A 21,998-nucleotide genomic window follows, 5' to 3' on the forward strand; every position below is an offset into this window, starting at 1 on the left:
TGAGGGGGATCCTGTCCGGCGGCAGGAGGCACTGCGGTATTATACGGAGGCATCCTCCGTTTTCAAGGGTCAGGGCGGTGGCAGACGGGAAGGCAGGGGAGCCCAGGCGGCCACGCGCCGATGCCGCGCGCAACCGGGACCGGGTGCTGGAGGCGGCGAAGGCGGTGCTGGGCGCCGGCGGCCCGCGGGCCAGCCTGGAGGAGGTCGCGCGCCGGGCCGGTGTCGGGATCGGTACCCTCTACCGGCATTTCCCGAACCGGGAGGCGCTGTTCGAGGCGGTCTACCGGCGGGAGGTGGAGCAGTTGGTGGAACTGGCCGACCAGCTGTCGGACTGCCCGGACCCGGTCGCGGCGCTGCGGCGATGGCTGCGCGCCAACGTCGAATTCGTGGCCACCAAGAAGGGCATGGCCGCGGCGCTGGCGATCGCCGCGGGCAGCCGGACGGCGCTGACGACCTACACCGCGGACCGGTTGACGGGTGCCGTCCGCCAGCTGCTGGACCGGGCCATTGCCGATGGTGCCGTGCGGGACGATATCGGGCCGGGCGACCTGCTGCGGATGCTGGTGGCGCTCTGCTATGGCTCGGATGCCCCGGGCTGGCAGGAGGACGTGCTGCGGCTGCTCGACGTCTTCGTGGACGGATTGTGCCGGGGGCGCTGAGCCGGGCCCCGGAGCTGCGGGTGTCATGGTGCCCGCAACGGTTCTATCCGCCGGCCCGATGGGCGTCATTCGCTCCTTCGATTGGCAGGCGGCGCTCCGGGGGGCCATTTCGTGCTGCAACGCAGCAAACGGAGTGACCATGTCCAGCCTCTTTTCCGCGGCGACCCTCGGCGGCCTGACCTTGGCGAACCGGATCGTCATGGCACCGCTGACCCGCAGCCGCACCGGCCATGCCGGCATTCCCGGCGCGCTCAACGCCACCTACTACGCCCAGCGCGCCACCGCCGGCGCCATTATCGCCGAGGCGACCCAGATCTCGCCGCAGGGCCAGGGCTATGCCTATACGCCGGGGATCTACACCGATGCCCAGGTGGCCGGCTGGAAGCTGGTGACGGAGGCGGTGCACCGCGACGGCGGCCGCATCTTCCTCCAGCTCTGGCATGTCGGCCGCATCTCCCATCCCAGCCTGCAGCCGGATGGCGGCCTGCCGGTCGCCCCCTCGGCAATCCGGCCCGAGGGCAAGGCCTTCACCGAGGCCGGCTTCCAGCCCTTCGTCACCCCCCGCGCGCTGGCGACGGCCGAGATCGCCGGCATCGTCGAGGACTACCGCCGTGCCGCGGTCAATGCCGACCGGGCCGGCTTTGATGGCGTCGAGATCCATGGCGCCAATGGCTACCTGATCGACCAGTTCCTGAAGGACGGCACCAACCAGCGCACCGACCAGTACGGCGGCAGCATCGAGAACCGCACCCGCTTCCTGCTCGAGGTGGTGGAGGCCGTGGTCGGCGCCCTCGGCGTCGACAGGGTCGGCCTGCGGATCTCCCCGGCTTCGCCGGCGAACGACATCGCCGACAGCGACCCGCAGCCGCTGTTCGACCATGCGGTCGCAGCGCTGGCCCGCTTCGACCTGGCCTTCCTGCACGTGGTGGAAGGGGCGACCGGCGGCTCCCGCGAGAGCACCTTCGACTTCCAGGCGCTGCGCCGGGCCTTCAAGGGGGCCTACATCGCCAACAACGGCTATGACGGCGCCATGGCGGAGGAGGCGATCAGCGCCGGCCGGGCCGATTTCGTCGCCTTCGGCCGGCCCTTCATCGCCAACCCGGACCTGGTCGAGCGGCTGCGCAGCAAGGCGCCGCTGGCTGAGGCGGACCGCGACACGCTCTATGGCGGCGACGCGCATGGCTATACCGACTACCCGCCGCTGCGGCGTGCTGCCGCCTGAGGCGGAGCAGCGGGAAGACCCGATAGGCTGGGCTTCCGGGCGCGATGCATCGGCGACGCGGATGCATGGCGCTCAGGAAGCAATGCTTCGGGGGTGACGGAGGGGCGGGACGGGGCGCGGTCCGTCCCGTGTCGTCCTGGACTGCGATCCGGCAGCTTCGGCGGATCGCTGGCATGGGAACTGGCGGACAGGGTGGGATTCGAACCCACGATACGCTTTTGACGTATACGCACTTTCCAGGCGCGCGCCATCGACCACTCGGCCACCTGTCCATCGCCCCGAAGCGCCCCGCCACCACCGTGGCAGGCCCCCCCAAGGGCGGCGGACCATAATCAAGCGCCCCCGCCGCGGCAACCCGCCTCAGGCCTGAATTCGCCTACTTATCCTCATCCGCGTAGGGATTCGTCGTCCCCCGCATCTGCAGCCGGATCGGCACCCCCGGCATGGTGAAGGCCTCGCGGAAGCCGTTCACCAGGTAGCGCCGGTAATCCTCCGGCAGCTGCTCCGCCCGGGTGCCGAAGACCGTCACCGTCGGCGGCCGCGCCTTGGGCATGGTGGCGTAGCGCAGCTTGATCCGGCGGCCCTCGGACAGCGGCGGCGGGTGGCGCGTCATCATCGTCTCGAACCAGCGGTTCAGCTCGCCGGTCGGGATGCGGCGGTTCCAGAGGGCATAGACCTCGCGCACCGCCGGCATCAGCTTCTCGACGCCGCGGCCGGTCTTGGCCGAGATCGGCACCACCTTGATGCCGCGCATCTGTGCCAGGCTGGCCATCAGCGCATCCTCGAGCCGGCGCTTGGTCGCCTCGCGGTCCTCGACCGCATCCCACTTGTTGAAGGCGATCACCACCGCCCGGCCCTCGCGCTCGGCCAGCCGGGCCAGGCGCAGCTCCTGCTCCTCCATGCCGAGCAGGGCATCGACCACCAGGATGGCGATCTCGCACTCCTTCAGCGCGGCGATCGAGGCGGCGGCCGACATCTTCTCGAGGTGCTGCTCGATCCGCGCCTTCTTGCGGAGGCCGGCGGTATCCACCAGCCGCACCGCGGCGCCGGTCTCGTCGGTCCATTGCACGGCCACCGAATCCCGGGTCAGCCCCGGCTCCGGCCCGGTGATCATCCGCTCCTCGCCGGTCAGGGCATTCAGCAGGGTGGACTTGCCGGCATTGGGGCGGCCGATGATGGCCAGGCGCAGCGGCCGCTCGGCATCGCCGGCGACCGCCTCGCCCTCGGCCGGCAGGGCCTCGCGGATGGCGTCGTGCAGGTCGCCCATGCCGTCGCCATGCTCGGCCGAGACCGGCACCGGGTCGCCGAGGCCCAGCTCATAGGCCTCCATCGCCGCCTGGCCGCCGAAGCGGCCCTCGGTCTTGTTGGCGACCAGGATGACCGGGGTATGCTGGCGCCGCAGCCACTGGGCGAAGGCGCGGTCGGCCGGGGTCAGGCCGGTGCGGACATCGACCACAAAGAGCGCCACGTCCGCCTCCCGCAGGGCGGCCTCGGAGCTGGCGCGCATGCGGCCCTGCACCGTCTCCGGCGCGGCCTCCTCCAGCCCCGCGGTATCGAGGATGCGGACATCGCGGCCGCCGACCCGGCCCTCCGCTTCCTTGCGGTCGCGGGTGACGCCGGGGGTGTCGTCGACGATGGCGATCTTGCGGCCGACCAGCCGGTTGAAGAGGCTGGACTTGCCTACGTTGGGGCGGCCGAGGATGACAAGGGTGGGAAGCTGGGGGGTGGGGAGCATGCGCGCTCCCTACTCCATTCCCGCCCCATTGTCCTGTTCAACTGGCCGGGTCCGGCGCTAGGCGGCGGCCTGGATGGCGGCCACCGCCGCAGCCTCGGTCAGCACGTACAGGACACCGCCGGCCACCGCCGGCTGCTGCACCACCGGACCCGGCAACTCCACCCGGCCGGTGATCTCGCCATCGGCGGGGTTCACCTCGACCAGCTGGGCGGCGCTGTTCGCCACCAGCAGCCGGCCGCCGGCCAGCACCGGCGCGGCCCAGTTGATCGGGTCGCGGCGCTTCTCCTCGTTCTTGAACCGGCCCAGCGGCCGCAACCAGCGCACCCGCCCGTCCTCCCGGCCAAGGCAGGCCAGCTCGGCGCCGGTGGTCAGCAGGAAGAGCCAGTCACCGGCCGCCCAGGGGGTCTCGGCCGCCGCCACATCGCGTTCCCACAGCCGCCGGCCGGACCGCAGGTCGATGGCGATGGTGATGCCGCCGAGGCCGCTGGCGAAGACCCGCCCGCGGTCGATGACCGGCAGGGCGGTGATGGCCGCGATATCGGCCAGCCCGCCGCCGCGGGAGGAGGTGAGCGTCTCGCTCCAGAGCGCCCGCCCGTCGCTCGCCCGGATCGCCGCCAGCTCGCCCGAGGCGAAGCCGGTCACGACGATGTCGCCCTCCACCGCCGGGGCCGGCAGGCCCAGCGCCATGGTGACGGTCGGCTGCCCGCGATAGGTCCAGAGCCGCCTGCCATCCTCGGTCGAGAGCGCCAGCAGGTGGTTCTCGGTGGTGGTGACGAAGATTCGCGCCTCCGCGACGGTAACTCCGCCGCGCGCCGGCGCCGGCAGGTCGACCCGCCAGCGTGGCGTGCCGTCGGCGGGGTTGAGGGCGATGACCTCGGCCAGGCCGGTGACCACATAGAGCGTGCCCCCGGCATAGGCGAGGCCGCCACCGAGGCCGCCGTCGCGGTCGGCCTCGCGCCGGCTGTCGAAGGACCAGCGGCGGCGGCCGTCGAGCGCCGTCAGGGCCGTGACCTCGCCCAGCGCATCCACCGCATAGACGGCGCCGTCGGCAACCACGGGGGGCGCGATCAGCCGCCGGCGATAGGCGGTGCCGGTGCCCACCGAGGTCCGCCAGGCCTGGCTCAGCCGCGGGCCCAGCGCCGGATGGCCCGGAGCATGGCCGATGGTGCCGCCCGCCTGCGGCCACTCCGGATTGAGCGCCGGCGGCGGCAGCGTGACCGGCGCCTGGTTGCCCTCGTCGACGCCCAGCGGCCGTTCCACCACCAGCACCGGCTGGCGTTCGCCCCGCAGCGGGACCTTCCGCTCGCCGAAGATGGAATCGAAGGTGTCGGTGATGGATTCGCAGCCGGCCAGAAGGCCGGCGCCACCCAGCAGGGCGGCCCTTCGCGTCAGGCGTCGCACGCGATTCTCCTGCATCAGCTGCCAAGCCCCGCCAGCAATTTCCCGGCCCGGTCGCGCAGTCCCTGCGGCGCCGTGGCATCCGCCACGAGGGCCGTCAGCAGGCGCCGGGCCTCCTCCGTCTCACCGCGCCGCATCGCGGCGAGCGCCCGAATTTCCTGGACCGAGCTTTTCCAGGCCCCCTCGGCCAGCGGCGCCAGCCGTGCCTCGATCGCGGCCGGGTCACCCTCCTGCAGGGAATGCAGGCCCCACATCACATTCGCCAGGTCGCGGTAGATCCCCTCGGCGGCGCCGTCGCGGGCGACCTCCTCCCACTGGGCCAGGGCGCCGGCGCGTTCGCCGGCCTCGGCCATCAGCGCCGCGGCGCGGAGCCGGGCGAGGGTGCGGTAGCCGGCCGGGGCCTCGGCGGCGATGCCGGCGAACTCCGTGGCGGCCGCCTTGCCGTCGGCGCCGGGCTCGGCCGCGGCTTTGTTCACCGCGAGGTAGCGCTCGGCCACCTGGGCGGCGGAACGCGCTTCCCACCAGCGCCAGCCCTGCAGCCCGGCCACCCCCGCCACCACCAGCAGCATGACGCCGAGCAGCAGCCCGCCGTAGCGGGCCAGCAGCCGCTTCATGCGCTCGGCGCGGAGGTCTTCCTCCACCTCGTCGAAGATGTCGGCCACGCGGTATTCCCCAGGCGGACCGGACCGGTCCGCGTCAGACGCCCCGGCGGACCGGTCCGGTCCCCGAGGCGGGTGTGCAAAGGCCGGTGCCGATACCGGCCGGCGCCGGTGCATAGCAGCCCCTTCGCGGGGCGTTAAGCCCGGGCCGTGTATCGGTCCGGCATGCGCCGTCCGAACGCCCTGCTGCTGGTCCTGCCTTTGGCCCTGGCCGCCTGCGACCCTGCGGGGGTGGCGACCGGGGCGGCGGCCGCGGCCGGCTCCGTCGCGGTCATCGGCCGGACCCCGGTCGATGCGGTGGTCTCGGCCGTCAGCGGCCGGGACTGCTCGGCGGTGCGGCTGGACCGTGGCCAGAGCTACTGCCGGCCGGAGGAGGCGGCGCCCCTGCCGCCGCCCTTCTGCACCCGCAGCCTGGGCCGGGTGGATTGCTGGGGGGAGCCGGTGCCCGGCCGCCGGGGGGTGGCGGATGGCCCGTCCGGCCTGACCGCGGCGCAGGAGGCGCACCGGACCCGGCGCTGGCCGGGGCTGTGGTGACGGGCGGGGCTCAGCCCAGGCAAGCGGCCGAGAGCAGCGCGAAGGCCCGCGCCCGGTGGCTCATCGCATGCTTGGCCTCCGGGTCCATCTCGCCGAAGGTCTCGGTCCCGCCCTCGGGCAGGAACATCGGATCGTAGCCGAAGCCCCGCGCGCCGCGTGGGGGGAAGACCCAGCTGCCTTCGACCTTGCCCTCGAAGCCTTCGGTATGGCCGTCCGGCCATGCCAGCACCAGGGCGCAGGTGAACCAGGCGCGGCGGTCGGGGAAGGGTTCGGCCAGCGCCGCCACCCGGGCCATCGCCATGGCATAGTCGCGGCCGCCGCCCGGCCGCTCCGCCCAATCCGCGGTGCGCACGCCCGGCTTGCCGCCGAGCGCGGCGACGGAGAAGCCGCTGTCGTCGGCCAGCGCCGGCAGGCCTGACGCCCGCGCCGCGGCCAGCGCCTTGATGCCGGCATTGCCGAGGAAGCTGGTTTCGGTCTCGGCCGGCTCCGGCAGGCCCAGCGTGCCGACCGAGACAACCTCCAGGCCATAGGGTGCCAGCAGCGCCGCGACCTCCCGCAGCTTGCCGGCGTTGTGCGTCGCCAGCACCAGGCGGCCGGCGGCGAGCCGGCGATGCGTGGGGTCGGGCATCAGCCGATGCCGACGGCCGCACGCTGCTGGCGGAACAGCGCATCGGTGCCCTGCCGCGCCAGCGCGAGCAGCGCCAGCAACTCCGCCTCGGAGAAGGGCTCGGCCTCTGCGGTGCCCTGGACCTCGACCATGCCGCCCCGCCCGGTGAGGACGAAATTCGCATCCGTCTGCGCCTTGCTGTCCTCCTCGTAGTCGAGGTCCAGCACCGGCGCGCCCTGCCAGATGCCGCAGGAGACCGCGGCCACCTGATCGCGCAGCGGCACGGCGGTCAGGATGTTCATCCGCATGCAGTGGCGGAAGGCGAGATGCAGCGCCACCCAGGCGCCGGTGATGCTGGCGCAGCGGGTGCCGCCATCGGCGGTCAGCACGTCGCAGTCGATGGTGACGGACATCTCGCCCATCGCCTTCAGGTCGGTGACGGCGCGCAAGGACCGGCCGATCAGCCGCTGGATCTCCTGGCTGCGGCCGGACTGCCTGCCGCGCGCGGCTTCCCGATCGCCGCGGCTATGGGTTGCCCGCGGCAGCATGCCGTATTCCGCCGTCACCCAGCCCGAGCCGGTGCCGCGCAGGAAGGAGGGCACCCGGCCCTCGACCGAGGCGGTGCAGAGCACCTCGGTGTGGCCCATGCGGATGCGGCAGGATCCCTCCGCGTGGCGGGCCACGCCGGGCTCGAGCGTGACGGGGCGGAGGGCATCGGCGGCGCGGCCGGAGGGGCGGGTTGCGGGGGGTCGGATCATGGCGCCGTGGGTATCATGGCGCGGGCCGGGAAGGCGAGGGGACTTGACCCGGCCCTGCCGCCCCGCCGGATCGGCCCGAGGCCGCATTGACGCGCTCCCCCCCGCTCCCTACATTATTCCCGTAGAATCAAGGATTTCTGCCGACGATGTTCCCGCCGAAAGCACCCCTTGGGGCAGCCTTGGGTGCCGCCTTCGCCGGCCTCGACAGCCGCAGCGCGACCATCCTGCGCGAGCTGGTCGAGATCTACGTGACCACCGGGGAGCCGGTGGGCTCCCGCACCCTCTCGCGCCGCCTGCCGCTGGGCCTGTCGCCCGCCTCCATCCGCAACGTGATGGCGGATCTGGAGGAGGCCGGGCTGCTCTATGCCCCGCATACCTCCGCCGGCCGGCTGCCGACCGAGCGCGGCCTCCGGTTGTTCGTCGACGGCCTGCTGGAATTCGGCGACCTGGCGGAGGAGGAGCGGGTCGAGATCACCGCCCGCTGCGCCGCCTCCGGCCGGTCGATGCAGGAAACACTGGCCGAGGCCGGGCAGATGCTCTCGGGCCTCGCCGGCGCCGCCGGGCTGGTGGTGGCGCCGAAGTCGGATGGGCTGGTCCGCCACATCGAATTCGTCGGCCTCGGCCCGGGCCGTGCCCTGGTAGTGCTGGTCACCGCCGATGGCCGGGTGGAGAACCGGGTGATCGAGGTGCCGGCCGGCCTGCCGCCCTCGGCGTTGACCCAGGCGAGCAACTACCTCAACGCCCGCCTCGCCGGCCGCTCGCTGGACGAGGCCAAGCTGAACGTGGCCGGGGAGATCACCGCCAACCGCACCGCGCTCGATGCCCTGACCAACCAGGTGGTCGAGGCCGGCCTTGCCACCTGGGCCGGCGGCGGCGGCGGCAGCCTGATCATCCGCGGCCAGGCCAAGCTGCTGCAGAACCTCGATCATGCCGCCCGGGTCGGCGAGATCCAGGCCCTGTTCGAGCGGCTGGAGGCGCAGGAGACGGTGCTGCGGCTGCTGGAGCTGGCGCAGCGCGGCGAGGGCGTGCAGATCTTCATCGGCGCCGAGAGCGGGCTCTTCGACAGCGCCGGCCTGTCGATGGTCGTCGCGCCCTTCCGCAACGGCCAGGAGAAGATCGTCGGCGCCATCGGCGTCATCGGCCCGACCCGGATCAACTACGGCCGTGTCATCCCGGTGGTGGACTACACCGCCCGGGTCATCGGCCGCCTGCTGGGCTGAGCCCGGCGCGCCCACCGGGCCATGGCGCGGCAGGTCCCGGCCTGAACCCGCGCAGGCATGGCGGCGGCGGGTAAAACGGTCGGCTTGCGGGAACGGTGGGGGCGATCAGGCTTTCTGACCCCGACCTCGCCCGCCGCACCCGGGCACATTTTCCCGCAGGGCAGCCAGCTTCAGGGACTCTGCGCCAGGGACTCCGCATGCCCTTCCCGCCGAACCTTGCCCTCGTCGAACCACGCCAGCATGCCGAGCCCGGCGCAGGAGCAGCCGACCTGCCGCGATGCCTGTCCCAGGCTTGCCCTGCCGATCCGCAGGCGGTGCCCGTCAAGAAGCGGGCAATCGGTCCATGTCAGCAATGATCTGGTATCGTCGAACTGGCACCGATGGCCGTGACCGGACCGGCGGGCCGACCGCGGCTAGGGGCGGCCGTTCCACCAGCCTGATGACGGAGCCGGATCTGCGTGCCATCAGCGTCTATCTCCGGCAACTGCCGATGGCGCCGCCCCGGTCACCCGCCGCGGGCGACCCGGCGATGCACGCCGGTGCCGTGACCTTCATCCGTAACAGCCGGTGCAGCCAGGCTCCGGCCGCGACGCTGCGCTAACCCGTTCCAGAAGGATGCCCATGCAAGCGACCTTCCGCCCCAGCCTGTTTCCCACGCCCTTCCTGGGCGGCTTTGAATGCTCGACCCAGCGGCGGGGCGACGGCCGGCGGCTCGATCTCATCGCCGGCACGCGGCACGACCTGCTGGCGGAGGAGGATTACCGCCAGCTGACCGAGCACGGCATCCGCGCGGCGCGCGACGGGGTGCGCTGGCACCTGGCCGAGACCGCGCCGGGCCAGTACGACTGGAGCGCGGTGCTGCCGCTGCTGCGCGCCGCCGAATCCGCCGGCGTGCAGGTGGTCTGGGACCTCTGCCACTACGGCTGGCCCGACGGGCTCGACGTCTTCTCCGCCGCCTTCGTCGAGCGCTTCGCCCGCTATGCCGCGGCTTTCGCCCGGCTGCACCTCGAGGTCACCGGGCGGCCGGCGATGGTCTGCCCGGTCAACGAGATCTCCTTCCTCGCCTGGGCCGGCGGCGACATGCGCCGGCTGAACCCCTGCTGCGAAGGCCGCGGCGGCGACCTCAAGCGCCAGCTGGTCCGGACCGCGCTGGCCGGGGCGGCGGCGGTCAGGGAGGCGACGCCCGGCGCGCTGGTCTTCGCCATCGATCCGATCATCCACATCGTGCCGAAGCGTGGCCACGACCCGAAGCCGGTCGAGACCTACAACGGCTACCAGTGGGAAGCCTGGGACATGCTGGTCGGGCAGACGGCGCCCGAGCTGGGCGGCCACCCCGATGCCTTCGACGTGCTGGGCGTGAACTATTACTGGAACAACCAGTGGACCGACGGCGCCGAGCCGCTGTCGGTCTTCGATTCGGAACGCTTCATCCCGGTGCACAAGCTCTTTGCCGCGGCGCATGCGCGCTACGGCAAGCGCATCTTCCTCGCCGAGACCAGCATCGAGGGCGACAACCGCGCCGGCTGGCTGCGCTACATCGCCGAGGAGGTGCGGGAGGCGATCCGCCATGGCGTGCCGATGGAGGGCATCTGCCTCTATCCCGTGCTCAGCCACATGGGCTGGGACGAGGACCGCTACTGCCCGAACGGCCTGTTCGAGCTGGAGCCGAAGCATGGCCGGCGGGTGGTGCACGCGCCGCTGGCGGCGGAACTGCGGCGGCAGAACCGGCTCTTCGCCGAGTTCTTCGGGGACCAGGCCAAGGAGGTTGCGGCCTAGGCCGCTTCCAGCAACCCGGCGGCGGCCAGCCGCCGGCAGAACTCCAGGGCGCCGTCGCCGAGCGCCGCGGCCGTGGCGCCCTGGGCCAGCGCCTCCAGCCAGCCCAGCTCGGCGCCGCGCAGCGGCAGGCGGTTGCCGGCCCAGCGCAGCTCGGCGCGGCCATCCGACAGGGCGGCGACATGGTGCAGCATGCCATCGGCCAGCCGCAGCCGCGAGCCGGGTTGCGGCGCCGGGGCCAGCAGCCCGCGGCCGGGCAGGGGCATCCGATCCTCGGCCAGCCGGTCCAGCAGGGCGAGCGAGAGCCGGTCCAACGCGGCGGGACGCTCGAGCGGCCGCAGCCTCTGCGCCAGCGCCTCCAGCAGGGCCGGGGCGGCCTCGGCTTCGCCCAGGCGCCAGCTCGGGAAGGGCGCGCGCAGGGCGGCTTCCTCAGGCTCCAGCTGGTCGAGCAGTAGTCGCATCGCCTCCGCCCAGGAGGGCTCCAGCAGGCCGATGGTCAGGTGCAGCGAGGCGCCGGAGTCCTGGACCCTCGCCTCGTGCAGCGTGCCGCGCGGCAGGTAGAGCGCCTCGCCCGGTTGCAGCTCCAGGGCGACGGGCTCGCCGACCGGCACCGTCTCCCGCTGCCAGGGGGTGCGGTGGGTCGGGTAGGGGAGCGGCTGGCCGGGCCAGACGCGCCAGGCCTTCCGCCCCTCGACCTGCAGCACCAGCACGTCGTGGGTGTCGTAGTGGAGGCGGAAGCCCTGGCCGCCGGCGGGGGTCAGGTAGGCATTGGCCTGGACGCCGTGCAGGAAGAGCTTCTCCAGCCCGCGGCAGAAGCGGGCGAGCGGCGGGTGCAGGTCCTGCAACTGCGAGACGACGAGCGTCGCCCCGGCGTCGAAGCGCGCGAGCAGGCGCGGCGGGTCGACGCGGCCATCCGGCAGGCAGAACTCCGCCTCGGCGACGCCGGCGCTGCCGGCCTGGCGGGCATCGGCCATGGTGACGCGCGGCGCCCGGGCCGCATCGGTGGTCAGCAGGGCGTCGAGCGCCGCGACCGTCAGCAGGCCGGCGAAGCGCTCCGGCGTGGCGGCGGGGAGGTGGCGCCAGCCGGTAGCCTCGCGCAGGGCCAGTACCTCGGCCAGGGGCAATGGGGCGAAGGCGAGGTCGAAAGCGGCTTCCGCCAGGCCCGGCGCGGCAGCGCCTGCCGCGGCCATCTCAACGCCAGCCGCGGCCGCGGCCCTGGCCGTCGCTCGGGTCGTTGTCGGTGACGCTGCGGCGCGGCGGAGCATAGCCGCGGCCCTGGCCCTGGCCATCGCTCGGGTCGTTGTCGGTAACGCTTCGGCGCTGCGGGGCATAGCTGTAGCCGCGGCCGGAGCCGGGGGAATCCCGTGGGTCGCTGTCGGTTCGCCCGCCGCCATAGCCGCGCCGGCCGTAGCCCGGGGCATCGCTCGGGTCGTTGTCGGTGCGCACCCTCTCGACCGGGGCCGCCGGGGCGGCCACCGGGGCCGCCGGGCCGGGCAGGGGGCCGGCCGAGGCCTGGGCGCCGACCGCTGCCACGGTGCCGAGGCCGGCGACCCGCAGCACCAGAAGCCGTCGGCCCAGGCGTTCGTTGCGGTTCGGCTGGTCCATGCGGGTCTCCTGCGGCTAGAGTGCTTCGGTTCAAAGGGCCGGCGCCAGTTCAATCCTTGCGATGGCGTTATGCAATGGCTTTGTTGGGTGCGCCGCCGCCGGGAAAGCGGCATCCTGCCGCCAAGTCCTTGCCGAAGCGTTGCGGTCCAGGCACGAAACGCGGAGAAGGAGCCACCCCATGCCCGAACCCTCGTCCCCGCATCCCGCCGGCAACGGCGCGATGAACGGGAGCGCCGGCGCCATGCCGGTCCTGCCGCCGCTCTACCGCAGCCTCGAGGGCCTCACCGCCGAACGCCATGCCGGGCTGCGGCTGCGGGACGCCGGATTCGGCTTCGCCGCCACGGCCAGCGCGGTGCCGGTGGCGGCCGAGGAATTCGTCATCGCCGCCCGCAGCCTGCCGATCGTCTTCTCCGCCCAGGCGCCGCACATGCCGGTGGTGATCACCGGCCTCGCCGCCGGCACCAACCTCTACGTGGACAGCGGCGGGGCCTGGAAGGCCGGTGCCTATGTGCCGGCCTATCTCCGCCGCTTCCCCTTCTTCCTGCTGCGCACCGCACCGGACTCGGAGGAGCTCGCGCTCTGCATCGACCCCGGCGCGCCGCAGGTCAGCACCACGCTGGGCGAGCCGCTGTTCGGCCCCGACGGCAAGCCTGCGCCGCAGCTGGATCGGGCCTTCGCCTTCTCCCGCTCGGTCGAGGAGGCGATGCTGCGGACCCGCACCCTGGCGGTGCGGCTGGCCGAGCTGGGCCTGCTGAAGCCCTCGGTCGTGCAGTTCGACCATCACGGCAAGCCGATGCGGATCGACGGCTTCTTCGCCGTCGACCGGCCGGCGCTCGCCGCCCTGCCGGCCGGGCAGCTGGCCGAGCTGCGCGACCGCGGCTGGCTGGAGGTGATCTACGCCCACCTGCTGTCGGTCGGCGGCATTCCGGACCTGGCCAGGGGCGTCCAGGCCTGACCCCTCCCTGGCCCCAGGGGTGCGATTGCCGGCCGAGGCGGCGGAGGAGTAGAGACGAGGCAGGGTTCATCCGGGAGGAACCATGTCGTCACGCCGTAGCCTGCTGGCCGCCGTCACCGGCCTAGCCGCCGCCGCCCTGGCCGGCGATGCCGGGGCGCAGCAGCGCCTCGCCAGCCTCTATATGTTCATCCCGGCCGGGCCGGGCGGCGGCTGGGACGGCCTCGGCCGGGCCATCGAGCAGGTGGCCCGCCAGGCCGGGCTGGTCGGCACCTTCCAGTTCGAGAACGTGGGCGGGGCCGGCGGCTCGGTCGGGCTGCCGCGCTTCGTCGGGCAGCGGCGGGGCCGGCCGGATGCGCTGATGGTCACCGGCTCCATCATGGTCGGCGCGACGCTGACCAACCGGACGCCGGTGGGGATGAAGGACCTGACCCCGGTCGCCCGGCTGACCGAGGAGGCCGGCGTGGTGGTGGTGCCGGCGAGCTCGGACATCAAGGACCTGGCGGGGCTGCTGGCGGCGCTGAAGGCGAACCCGGGCGGGGTCTCGGTCGGCGGCGGCTCGGCCGGGGGGACCGACCACATCACCCTCGGGCTGATCCTGAAGTCGCTGGGGCGCTCGGCCAAGGACGGCTCCTACGTCGCCTTCGCCGGCGGCGGGCCGGCCCAGGCGGCGATCCTGGGCGCGCAGGTGAAGGCGGGCATCTCCGGGCTTTCGGAATTCGCCGAGCAGATCAAGTCGGGCCGGATGCGGGCGCTGGCGACGACCGGGCAGGAGCGGACCGACCCCGCCATACCGACCCTGACGGAAAGCGGCACCGACGTGGTGATGACCAACTGGCGCGGGGTCTTCGCCCCGCCCGGCATCCGCCCCGATGCGCGCGACAAGCTGGTGGCGCTGATGACCGAGCTGCACGCGCTGCCGGCCTGGACGGAGCTGCTGAAGACGCGGGACTGGACCGATGCCTTCCTGACCGGCGAGGCCTTCACAGCCTTCCTGGCCGAGGACGTGGCCAAGACCGAGGCGGTGCTGAAGGAGATCGGCCTCGCGTGACCCGGCCCGGTAACGCCCCCTCTGGTGCCGCCCCCGACGTGATGGTCGGGGGCTTCGTCCTGTTGCTGGGCGTCCTGGCGCTGTGGCAGACGAGCACCATCCCGGCCTCCCCCATCTATGCCCAGGTCGGGCCGAAGGCGGTGCCCTACGTGGTCGGCGCCGGGCTGCTGGCGCTGGGGGCGGCGCTGCTGGCGACCGCCCTGCGCGGCGGCTGGTCCCACACGCTGGAGGAGGTGCAGGAGGCGCCGCCGACCAATTGGCGGGCACTTGGCCTGCTGCTGGCCGGGCTGGCCACCAACCTCGTGCTGATCGGGCCCTTCGGCTTCTCCGCCGCGGCCACGGTGCAGTTCGTGCTGGTGGCGGCGGCCTTCGGCTCCCGCCGGCTGCTGCGTGACCTGGCGCTGGCGCTGGTGCTGACCCTGGTGGTGTGGTTCGGCTTCGTGCAGGTGCTGGGGGTGAATATCGGCGCCGGCCTGCTCGAGGGTCTGGTGCTGCGGGCGCTCGGGCTGGATGCGATCGAATGATGGACAGCATCGCCGGGCTGCAGCTCGGCTTCTCCCATGCGCTGACACTGACCAACCTTGGCTGGGCGCTGCTGGGCTGCTTCCTCGGCACCGCGGTCGGCGTGCTGCCGGGGATCGGGCCGGCGCTGACCATCGCACTGCTGCTGCCGATCACCTTCAAGGTCGAGGCGACGGGGGCCTTCATCCTGTTCTGCGGCGTCTTCTACGGCGCGATGTACGGCGGCTCCACCACCTCCATCCTGCTGAACACGCCGGGCGAGAGCGGCTCGATCATCACCGCGCTCGAGGGCGCCAAGATGGCGCGCAACGGCCGGGCCGGGCCGGCGCTGGCGACGGCGGCGATCGGCAGCTTCGTCGCCGGGACCATCGGCACGCTCGGGATCAGCTTCCTCGGCCCGGTGGTGGTGGATCTCGCGCTGCAGCTGGGACCGGCGGAGTACTTCTCGCTCATGCTGCTCTGCTTCGTCACCGTCTCGGCGGTGCTCGGCGGCTCGGCGCTGCGGGGGCTGACCAGCCTGTTCCTCGGGCTCTTGCTCGGCCTGGTCGGCATCGACCTGCAGACCGGGCAGCCGCGCATGACGCTCGGCGTGCCGGAACTGCTGGACGGGGTGAACGTGGTGCTGGTCGCCGTCGCGCTCTTCGCGGTGGGGGAGACGCTGTTCATGGCCTGGCGGCACACCAGCGCGGCGCCGGTGGTGCGGCCGGTGGGCGGCATCGTGATGTCGCGCAGCGACTGGAAGCGCAGCTTCTGGCCCTGGATCCGCGGCTCGCTGCTCGGCTTCCCCTTCGGCGTCATGCCGGCGGGCGGGACCGAGATGCCGACCATGCTGAGCTACTATGCCGAGCGGAAGCTGGTGAAGCCGGAGCATGCGGGCGAGTTCGGCACGACCGGGGCGATCGAGGGCGTGGCCGGGCCGGAGGCGGCCAACAACGCGGCGGCGGCGGGCATCCTGGTGCCGATGCTGACGCTCGGTCTGCCGACCAGCGCGACCGCGGCGATCATGTTGAGCGCTTTCCAGAGCTACGGGATCAATCCCGGGCCGCTGCTGTTCGAGCAGCAGGGGGCGCTGGTCTGGACGCTGATCGCCAGCCTCTATGTGGCAAACATCATGCTGGTGGTGCTGAACCTGCCGCTGGTCGGGCTCTGGGCGCGGATCCTGAAGATTCCGCAGCCGCAGCTCTACGCGGGCATCCTGGTCTTCGCCACCATCGGCACCTACGGGATCAGCAACTCGGTCACCGACCTGGTACTGCTCTATGTCATCGGCATCATCGGCATGTTCATGCGGCGCTTCGACTTCCCGACCGCGCCTGTCGTGATCGGGATGATCCTCGGACCGATGGCGGAACAGGCCATGCGGCAGGCGCTGACCATCAGCGAAGGGAATTGGCTGACCTTCGTCGAGCGGCCGGTCTCGCTGGCGATCCTGGCCCTGGCGGTCGCGGCGCTGGTCGGGCCGCGGCTCTGGGCTGCTGTCAGGCGGCGGGCTTCCGCCTAGCGCGGCCGCCACCACCATAGGCTGGTGATGAAGGCCCCGGCTGTCCCGGCGAAGGCGAGACCCGCCGCCAGCCCCGAGCCGGTGGCGGCATAGCCGCCGATCGTCGCCCCGGCGATCAGCGCGACCCAGGCCCACTCGTGCCAGCCCGGCTCCTGCCGTAGCGGCGGTGGCAGCGGATCGAGCGGCACCCCGGGCCAGAGGGGCTGCTCGCGCCGGATCTCCGGATCCACTGCCAGCCCATCCACCTGATGGATCCAGTGCAGCGGCTCCGCCGGAGACCGCGGGCCTGTCCCATGCCAGAGGTCGACCAGCCCACCCAGCGCCACGGCGGCGGCCACGCCATGGGCATGGAAGTTCGTCCATTCGGTGGCATCGAGCAGGAGGGCGACCGCCCCATGCCGCGCCCCCGCCGCATCCAGCGCCGCCGCGAAGGCCGCCAGCCGCGGCTCGAACCCCGGCATCCGCCCGGGCGCGGCCTCCAGGGCGGCGCGGAGGTTGGCCGCGGCCGCCGGCCAGGGGATGCGGAGCTCAAGCGTCGACTGGTTCTCCGCTGCCGCCCAACCCGCCGGATCCTCCGGCCGGAAGGCCGCGCACCAGAAGACGGGCAGGGCATTCGCCACCTCGAAGAGGAGGATGGGCTCGTCGGCCGCCGGCTCGAGCCACAGCTTGCTGCAATGTCCCATGGACCGGATGTCGCATGCGGCGGGGTGCGAGGGCTACCGGCGCGCCGCCGCTTGTCCCGGTGCCGCAGGCTGGGTAAATGAAGTGGCATGTATCGCCGCAGCTTGCCCACCCTGGCCCTTGCCGCCGTCACCGCGCCGGCGCTGGCCCAGGCCACCGATCGGCTGCCGCCCGAGGCGCCCGAGGCCGCGCCCCGCGCCGATGCCGGATTCTCGGCGGGGTTGCTGCTGGCCATGGAGGCCGGGGAGGCGCTGGCCCGCGAGCGGCTCGGCGCCCGCTTCGCCGGGTTGCGGACGCTGCGCCGTCAGGTGCCGCGGGCCGGCTGGACCAGCGTCGAGGCGCATTACCTCCGCGTCCTGGCGGCCGAACGGCGCTGGCGCGATGCCGGCGTCACCGCGCCATCCCGCGAGCGAATGGTCCTGCCGCCGCAGGGCTGGACCGACGGCACGCTGGTCCTGGTGCTGGTCGGCGCGCATCCGACGCGGGCCGAGGGCGGGCTGCTGCCCTTCTCGATCCTGACCAACCTGCGCGACGCCTGACCGGGCCGGCGGCTATTCCGCCGCCAGCCGCGGCTTCCAGTCGCCCAGGGTCGAACGCGGCAGGCCGAGGTGGTCCCTGAGCGTCGGCCCGCTGTAATCCTTCCGGTAGATGCCCCGCCGCTGCAGCTCCGGCACCACGTGCTGGACGAACTCCGAGTAGCTCCCCGGCACATGGGTGGCGGAGATGACGAAGCCGTCGCAGGCGCCCTCGGTGAACCATTGCTCCAGCTTGTCGGCGACCTCCTTTGGGCCGCCGACCATGTCCATGCGCGGGCGGCCGCGGCCGCTGCCGGTGATGAAGTCCCGCACAGTCGGGTTCTTCTTGCCGGTGTTCTTCACCACGCGGTCGCGGATCGCCTGCAGCCCCTGGATGCCGGCCATCTCGGCATCGCTGAAGGGCTCGTCCATGCCCTTGGTGGCGAAGTCGAAGTTCAACGCCTCCGACAGCAGGGAGAGGGCGTCGATCTCGAGCGGCAGCGTCTCGATCAGCGCGGCGCGGTCCTCGGCTTCCGCCTTGGTCGCGGCGCAGATGGGGTAGCAGAGGGTCGCCACCTTCACGTGGTCCGGGTCGCGGCCGGCGGCGGCAATCATCGCCTTGAACTCGGCGTATTCGCGCTGTCCGGAGGCGATGTCGTGGTAGGCGACGAAGACCAGCTCCGCCCAGCGGGCGGAGAAGCGCTTGCCGCGGCCGCTGCTGCCGGCCTGGATCATCACCGGCCTTCCCTGCGGCGAGCGCGGCACGGTGAAGGGGCCGCGCGAGTGGAGGAACCTGCCGCGGTAGTCGAGGCGGTGGACCTTGTCGCCGTCGCCGAAGCGGCCGGTGGACTTGTCCACGATCAGCGCATCGTCTTCCCATGAGTCCCAGTGGCCGAGCACCACCTCGACGAATTCGTCGGCGCGGTCGTAGCGGGCGTCATGCGCCATCATCTCGGCATGGCCCATGTTCGCCGCCTCGCCGTCGTTCAGCGAGGTGACGATGTTCCAGGCGCTGCGGCCCTCGCTCATCAGGTCCAGCGTCTGGAAGGCGCGGGCGACGTGGAAGGGCTCGAAATAGGTGGTGGACGCCGTGCTGCCGAGGCCAAGGCGCCTGGTCGCCGCCGCCATCATGGTCAGCACCACCACGGGGTCGAGCTTCACGCAGCGGATACCGTGCTCGATGGTGTGGTGGTGGTCGCTGCCGTAGCGGTCCGGCATCGAGAGCCGGTCGTCGAAGAAGCCGAGGTCGAATTTCCCGGCCTCCAGCACCCGGCCGATCTCTTGGTAGTAGTCGGCCGAGAGGAAATCGGTGCGGCTTTCCGGATGCCGCCAGGAGCTGGCGAGGTTGGTGCAGTTCTGCGCCTGGAGGAAGCCGACGAGGTGCATCTGCCGCATGGCCGTTGATCCTTCCCTGGTTGGCCGGGAGGGTCGCGCCGGGGGACTGCTGCGTCAACGCTGGCGCTCGCCGCCGCCGGTGCTAGCATCCCGGCAACGGGAGGACAGAATGCATCAGACGCGAAGGGCGCTGCTCGGCGCCGGCAGCCTGCTGGCGATGCCGAACCTGGCTGGCGCTCAGGCGACCTGGCCGGAACGGCCGATCCGCTACGTCATCGGTGCGGCGGCGGGGGGCGTGTCCGACATCTTCCTCCGCATCATGGAACAGCGGCTGCGGGAGAAGCTGGGCCAGCCGCTGGTGATCGATCCGCGGCCGGGCGCCGGCGGCATGCTGGGGGCCGAGCAGGCGGCCCGCAGCGCCCCGGACGGCTACACCTTCTTCGTCAACCACATCGCCTCGCACGGCATCGGGCCGACGCTGTACAAGCGGCTCAGCTTCGACCCGCTGAAGGACCTGCCAGGGGTCTGCCGCCTGGCGCGGATGCCCAACGTGCTGATCGTCAAGGGCGACAGCCCGCATCGCAGCGTGGCGGCGCTGATCGCCTTCATGAAGGCCAATCCGCAGGCGGCGACCTTCGCCTCGGCCGGGACCGGGACGTCCTCGCATCTCTCGGGCGTGCTGCTGGGGCTGCGCACCGGGATCGAGACCACGCATGTTCCCTATCGCGGCACCGCGCCGAGCATGGCGGCGGTGATGAACGGTGAGGTGCTGTTTGCCATCGACAATGCCCCGGCCAGCCGGCAGCAGGTGCTGGGTGGGCTGCTGCAGGCGCTGGCGGTCTCCACCGCGCAGCGCGCGGCGACGATGCCGGAACTACCGACCCTGCAGGAATCGGGCGTGAAGGATTTCGACGTCGCCTCCTGGTACGGGATTGCGGCGCCCACGGGCGTTCCGAAGGCAATTACTGAGCGTCTCGGCAGCGAGATCCTGGCGGCGTTGGCCGACCCAGAAATTGCCCAGCGCATCCGCGACTTCGGGGCGGAGACCGCGCCGCTGCCGGCGGCCGAGTACAACGACTACATGCGCCAGCAGGTGGCGGCCTGGGCGCCGGTGGTGCGGGCCTCGGGGGCCTCGGTTGATTAGCCGGCGGGCGGCGCTGGGCGCGGGGCTGGCGCTGCCCGCCGCGACGCGGGCTCAACCTGCCTGGCCGGACCGGCCGCTGCGCTTCATCGTCAGCGCCCAGGTCGGCGGCGTCTCCGACATCCTGGTCCGCATCCTGGAGAACCGCTTCCGGGAAAGGCTAGGGCAATCCCTCTACGTCGACCCGCGGCCCGGCGGCGGCGGGCTGGTCGCGGCCGAGGCGGCGATCCGGGCGAACGACCGGCACAGCTTCACCGTGAACCACATCGCCTCGCACGGGATCGGGCCAAGCCTTTACCGCAACCGCGGCGGCTTCGACCCGCTGCGGGACATGCCGGGGGTGGTGCGCTTTGCCGCCATGCCCAATGTGCTGATCGTCCGCAGCGAGTTGCCGATCCACAGCGTCGCCGACCTCATCGGCCATATCCGGGCCAATCCGGCCAAGGCGAATTTCAGCTCGGCCAGTGCCGGGACCTCCTCGCATCTGGGGGGCATCCTGTTCGGGCAGATCATGGGGGTGGAGGTGACGCACGTGCCCTATCGCGGCACCGCGCCGAGCCTCTCGGCGGTGCTGAACGGGGAGGTGCTGTTCAACATCGACAATGCGCCGACCTCGCGCCCGCATGTGCTGGCAGGCAGCCTGCGTGCCATCGCCGTCAGCACCGCGCGGCGGGCGACGACCATGCCGGAGCTGCCGACCATGCAGGAACAGGGCGTGACGGGCTTCGACGTCGCGTCCTGGTACGGGCTCGCGGCGCCGGCGGCGACGCCGCGGCCGATCGTCGATCGCATGGCCGCGGTGGTGCTGGAGGCGGTGGCGGACCCGGCCGTCATCGGCCGCTTCGCCGAGATCGGGGCGGAGCCCTGGCCGCTCGACACCGACGACTACAATGCCTTCATGCGGGCCGAGGTGGCGCGCTGGGCGCCGGTGGTGCAGGCCTCGGGCGCTTCGGTCGATTGAGACCCAAGGCGGCAAACCTGGCGCTGATCACGCTGGCGCAGGTGCTGGCGCTGTCGCTGTGGTTCTCCGGCACCGCGGCCGGGCCGGCGATGGCGCGGGAGGCGGCGCTGCCGGCCGGCTTCCTCGCTTGGCTGACCGGCGGGGTGCAGGCCGGCTTCGTGCTGGGGACGCTGGTGAGCGCCGCACTCGCCCTGGCGGACCGGCTGGACCCGCGGCGGCTGGTGGCGGCGGCCTGCCTGCTCGGCGCCCTGGCCAATGCGGCGATCCTTGTGCTGCCGGTGGGCGACCCCTGGGTGATCGCGGCGCGCGGCGTCACCGGGCTGGCGCTGGCCTGCGTCTATCCCGTGGGCATGAAGCTCGCCGCGGGCTGGGCCGGGCCGCCCGATGCCGGGCTGGTGGTGGGGCTGCTGGTGGGCGGGCTGACCCTCGGCTCGGCCTCGCCGCACCTGGTCAATGCGCTGGGCGGCCTCGGCTGGCGGGTGACGGTGGGGGCGGCCTCGGTGGCGGCGCTGGTGGGCGCGGGGCTGATGCTGGCGGCGCGGCCCGGGCCGCGGCACGCGCCGGCGCCGCCCTTCCGCCCGGCCCTGGCGCTCGAGCTCTTCCGGCACCGGGGGACGCGGCTGGCGACGCTCGGCTACCTCGGCCACATGTGGGAGCTGTACGCCATGTGGGCCTGGGTCGGGGCCTACCTGGCGGCGAGCTTCACCGTCTCGGGCGGTGGGGCCGACCCGGCGCTGGCGAGCTTCGCGGTCATGGCGGCGGGGGCGGTGGGCTGCGTCGCCGGCGGCTGGCTGGCGGACCGGATCGGCCGGGCGCGGCTGACCATCTGGGCCATGGCGATCAGCGGCGGCTGCTGCCTGCTGGCGGGGCCGGCCTTCGGCCTGGCGCCCTGGCTGGTCGTTGGGCTCTGCCTGGTCTGGGGCGCCACGGTGGTGGCGGATTCCGCGCAATTCTCGGCCGCCGTGGCGGAGGCGGCGCCGGCCGGCCTCGCCGGCACCATGCTGACGGTGCAGACCTGCCTGGGCTTCGCGCTCACCCTGCCGGCGATCCATCTGCTGCCCTGGGTGGTGGAGCGGCTGGGCTGGGGTGGCGGCGCCTTCGCCGTGCTGGCGATCGGGCCGGCGCTCGGCTGCCTGGCGATGGCGCGGCTGCGGCGGCGGTAGGGCCGG

At 72.8% G+C, this 21,998-nt stretch carries 23 protein-coding genes and 1 tRNA gene; 14 read left to right on the plus strand and 10 right to left on the minus strand.

From position 1 onward, the window contains the following. Nucleotides 1–77 precede the first annotated feature (77 nt). Together QWZ14_RS17355 and QWZ14_RS17360 are read left to right on the plus strand one after the other, a co-directional pair. Nucleotides 78–659, plus strand: coding sequence for a TetR/AcrR family transcriptional regulator (locus QWZ14_RS17355; protein ID WP_290318036.1), 582 nt, complete (start codon nucleotides 78–80; stop codon nucleotides 657–659). A 139-nt stretch (nucleotides 660–798) separates the two neighbouring features. After that, entirely contained in the window at nucleotides 799–1,881 is a 1,083-nt protein-coding gene (locus QWZ14_RS17360; protein WP_290318037.1) for an alkene reductase, read from the plus strand. Nucleotides 1,882–2,062: 181 nt separating this feature from the next. Here QWZ14_RS17360 and QWZ14_RS17365 read toward each other — a convergent pair. The 4 genes from QWZ14_RS17365 to QWZ14_RS17380 all read right to left on the minus strand — a co-directional run bounded on the left by QWZ14_RS17365 (nucleotide 2,063) and on the right by QWZ14_RS17380 (nucleotide 5,676). Further along, a tRNA-Ser gene (locus QWZ14_RS17365) sits at nucleotides 2,063–2,153 on the minus strand. Between the two features lie 104 nt (nucleotides 2,154–2,257). After that, the gene (gene der, locus QWZ14_RS17370; protein WP_290318038.1) at nucleotides 2,258–3,616 is read right to left on the minus strand and encodes a ribosome biogenesis GTPase Der; all 1,359 of its coding nucleotides are present in this window, start codon (nucleotides 3,614–3,616) and stop codon (nucleotides 2,258–2,260) included. A gap of 57 nt (nucleotides 3,617–3,673) precedes the next feature. Beyond that, on the minus strand, nucleotides 3,674–5,017 hold the full coding sequence (locus QWZ14_RS17375; RefSeq protein WP_290318039.1) for an outer membrane protein assembly factor BamB family protein: 1,344 nt from the start codon (nucleotides 5,015–5,017) through the stop codon (nucleotides 3,674–3,676). Between the two features lie 14 nt (nucleotides 5,018–5,031). Continuing rightward, nucleotides 5,032–5,676, minus strand: a complete 645-nt coding sequence (locus QWZ14_RS17380; protein WP_290318040.1) for a tetratricopeptide repeat protein — start codon at nucleotides 5,674–5,676, stop codon at nucleotides 5,032–5,034. Between the two features lie 162 nt (nucleotides 5,677–5,838). Between QWZ14_RS17380 and QWZ14_RS17385 the strand changes: the two genes are divergently transcribed. Further along, on the plus strand, nucleotides 5,839–6,207 hold the full coding sequence (locus tag QWZ14_RS17385) for a hypothetical protein (protein ID WP_290318041.1): 369 nt from the start codon (nucleotides 5,839–5,841) through the stop codon (nucleotides 6,205–6,207). A gap of 10 nt (nucleotides 6,208–6,217) precedes the next feature. Here the strand turns inward: QWZ14_RS17385 and QWZ14_RS17390 are convergent, their stop codons facing one another. Together QWZ14_RS17390 and rph are read right to left on the minus strand one after the other, a co-directional pair. Continuing rightward, complete coding sequence (locus QWZ14_RS17390; RefSeq protein WP_290318042.1) at nucleotides 6,218–6,835, minus strand: non-canonical purine NTP pyrophosphatase; 618 nt, start codon at nucleotides 6,833–6,835, stop codon at nucleotides 6,218–6,220. After that, on the minus strand, nucleotides 6,835–7,572 hold the full coding sequence (gene rph, locus QWZ14_RS17395) for a ribonuclease PH (RefSeq protein WP_290318043.1): 738 nt from the start codon (nucleotides 7,570–7,572) through the stop codon (nucleotides 6,835–6,837). The genes QWZ14_RS17390 and rph overlap by 1 nt, the downstream gene beginning before the upstream one ends. A gap of 146 nt (nucleotides 7,573–7,718) precedes the next feature. On the opposite strand from rph, the gene hrcA reads away from it, so the two are divergent. The 3 genes from hrcA (at nucleotide 7,719) to QWZ14_RS17410 (ending at nucleotide 10,568) form a co-directional block, all read left to right on the plus strand. Beyond that, nucleotides 7,719–8,792: a heat-inducible transcriptional repressor HrcA gene (hrcA, locus tag QWZ14_RS17400; protein ID WP_290318044.1), complete on the plus strand. Its 1,074-nt coding sequence runs from the start codon at nucleotides 7,719–7,721 to the stop codon at nucleotides 8,790–8,792. Between the two features lie 343 nt (nucleotides 8,793–9,135). After that, nucleotides 9,136–9,393: a hypothetical protein gene (locus QWZ14_RS17405; RefSeq protein ID WP_290318045.1), complete on the plus strand. Its 258-nt coding sequence runs from the start codon at nucleotides 9,136–9,138 to the stop codon at nucleotides 9,391–9,393. A gap of 20 nt (nucleotides 9,394–9,413) precedes the next feature. Further along, nucleotides 9,414–10,568 (plus strand): beta-glucosidase, encoded by a 1,155-nt coding sequence (locus tag QWZ14_RS17410; RefSeq protein ID WP_290318046.1) that lies wholly within the window; start codon nucleotides 9,414–9,416, stop codon nucleotides 10,566–10,568. Here the strand turns inward: QWZ14_RS17410 and QWZ14_RS17415 are convergent. Together QWZ14_RS17415 and QWZ14_RS17420 are read right to left on the minus strand one after the other, a co-directional pair. Next, a complete protein-coding gene (locus QWZ14_RS17415; RefSeq protein WP_290318047.1) occupies nucleotides 10,565–11,755 on the minus strand; it encodes a cupin domain-containing protein in 1,191 nt (396 codons plus the stop codon). The genes QWZ14_RS17410 and QWZ14_RS17415 overlap by 4 nt on opposite strands. A 1-nt stretch (nucleotide 11,756) precedes the next feature. Next, nucleotides 11,757–12,170, minus strand: a complete 414-nt coding sequence (locus tag QWZ14_RS17420; RefSeq protein WP_290318048.1) for a hypothetical protein — start codon at nucleotides 12,168–12,170, stop codon at nucleotides 11,757–11,759. Nucleotides 12,171–12,348: 178 nt separating this feature from the next. Between QWZ14_RS17420 and QWZ14_RS17425 the strand changes: the two genes are divergently transcribed. The 4 genes from QWZ14_RS17425 (at nucleotide 12,349) to QWZ14_RS17440 (ending at nucleotide 16,196) form a co-directional block, all read left to right on the plus strand. Further along, nucleotides 12,349–13,125 carry a SapC family protein gene (locus QWZ14_RS17425; RefSeq protein WP_290318049.1) on the plus strand — a complete coding sequence of 259 codons (777 nt, stop codon included), beginning with the start codon at nucleotides 12,349–12,351 and terminating at the stop codon, nucleotides 13,123–13,125. 82 nt (nucleotides 13,126–13,207) lie between these two features. Further along, nucleotides 13,208–14,173 carry a Bug family tripartite tricarboxylate transporter substrate binding protein gene (locus QWZ14_RS17430; protein ID WP_290318050.1) on the plus strand — a complete coding sequence of 322 codons (966 nt, stop codon included), beginning with the start codon at nucleotides 13,208–13,210 and terminating at the stop codon, nucleotides 14,171–14,173. Then, nucleotides 14,170–14,697, plus strand: coding sequence for a tripartite tricarboxylate transporter TctB family protein (locus tag QWZ14_RS17435; protein ID WP_290318052.1), 528 nt, complete (start codon nucleotides 14,170–14,172; stop codon nucleotides 14,695–14,697). The genes QWZ14_RS17430 and QWZ14_RS17435 overlap by 4 nt, the downstream gene beginning before the upstream one ends. Then, complete coding sequence (locus QWZ14_RS17440) at nucleotides 14,694–16,196, plus strand: tripartite tricarboxylate transporter permease (RefSeq protein WP_456307252.1); 1,503 nt, start codon at nucleotides 14,694–14,696, stop codon at nucleotides 16,194–16,196. The genes QWZ14_RS17435 and QWZ14_RS17440 overlap by 4 nt, the downstream gene beginning before the upstream one ends. Here QWZ14_RS17440 and QWZ14_RS17445 read toward each other — a convergent pair. Then, complete coding sequence (locus QWZ14_RS17445; RefSeq protein ID WP_290318053.1) at nucleotides 16,193–16,879, minus strand: hypothetical protein; 687 nt, start codon at nucleotides 16,877–16,879, stop codon at nucleotides 16,193–16,195. The two genes, QWZ14_RS17440 and QWZ14_RS17445, sit on opposite strands and share 4 nt — an antisense overlap. Nucleotides 16,880–16,966: 87 nt before the next feature. Between QWZ14_RS17445 and QWZ14_RS17450 the strand changes: the two genes are divergently transcribed. After that, nucleotides 16,967–17,416 carry a hypothetical protein gene (locus QWZ14_RS17450; protein WP_290318054.1) on the plus strand — a complete coding sequence of 150 codons (450 nt, stop codon included), beginning with the start codon at nucleotides 16,967–16,969 and terminating at the stop codon, nucleotides 17,414–17,416. A 12-nt stretch (nucleotides 17,417–17,428) separates the two neighbouring features. Here QWZ14_RS17450 and QWZ14_RS17455 read toward each other — a convergent pair whose 3' ends face one another. Beyond that, nucleotides 17,429–18,787, minus strand: a complete 1,359-nt coding sequence (locus QWZ14_RS17455) for an LLM class flavin-dependent oxidoreductase (RefSeq protein WP_290318055.1) — start codon at nucleotides 18,785–18,787, stop codon at nucleotides 17,429–17,431. A gap of 109 nt (nucleotides 18,788–18,896) precedes the next feature. Between QWZ14_RS17455 and QWZ14_RS17460 the strand changes: the two genes are divergently transcribed. The 3 genes from QWZ14_RS17460 to QWZ14_RS17470 are packed head-to-tail and all read left to right on the plus strand — an operon-like array spanning nucleotide 18,897 to nucleotide 21,992. Next, entirely contained in the window at nucleotides 18,897–19,871 is a 975-nt protein-coding gene (locus QWZ14_RS17460; RefSeq protein ID WP_290318057.1) for a Bug family tripartite tricarboxylate transporter substrate binding protein, read from the plus strand. Beyond that, nucleotides 19,864–20,829, plus strand: coding sequence for a Bug family tripartite tricarboxylate transporter substrate binding protein (locus tag QWZ14_RS17465; RefSeq protein WP_290318058.1), 966 nt, complete (start codon nucleotides 19,864–19,866; stop codon nucleotides 20,827–20,829). The genes QWZ14_RS17460 and QWZ14_RS17465 overlap by 8 nt, the downstream gene beginning before the upstream one ends. Continuing rightward, nucleotides 20,826–21,992, plus strand: coding sequence for an MFS transporter (locus QWZ14_RS17470; RefSeq protein WP_290318059.1), 1,167 nt, complete (start codon nucleotides 20,826–20,828; stop codon nucleotides 21,990–21,992). The genes QWZ14_RS17465 and QWZ14_RS17470 overlap by 4 nt, the downstream gene beginning before the upstream one ends. Nucleotides 21,993–21,998: the final 6 nt, after the last annotated feature.

The organism is Paeniroseomonas aquatica, from assembly GCF_030409335.1.
Taxonomy (GTDB): Bacteria; Pseudomonadota; Alphaproteobacteria; order Acetobacterales; family Acetobacteraceae; genus Belnapia; species Belnapia aquatica.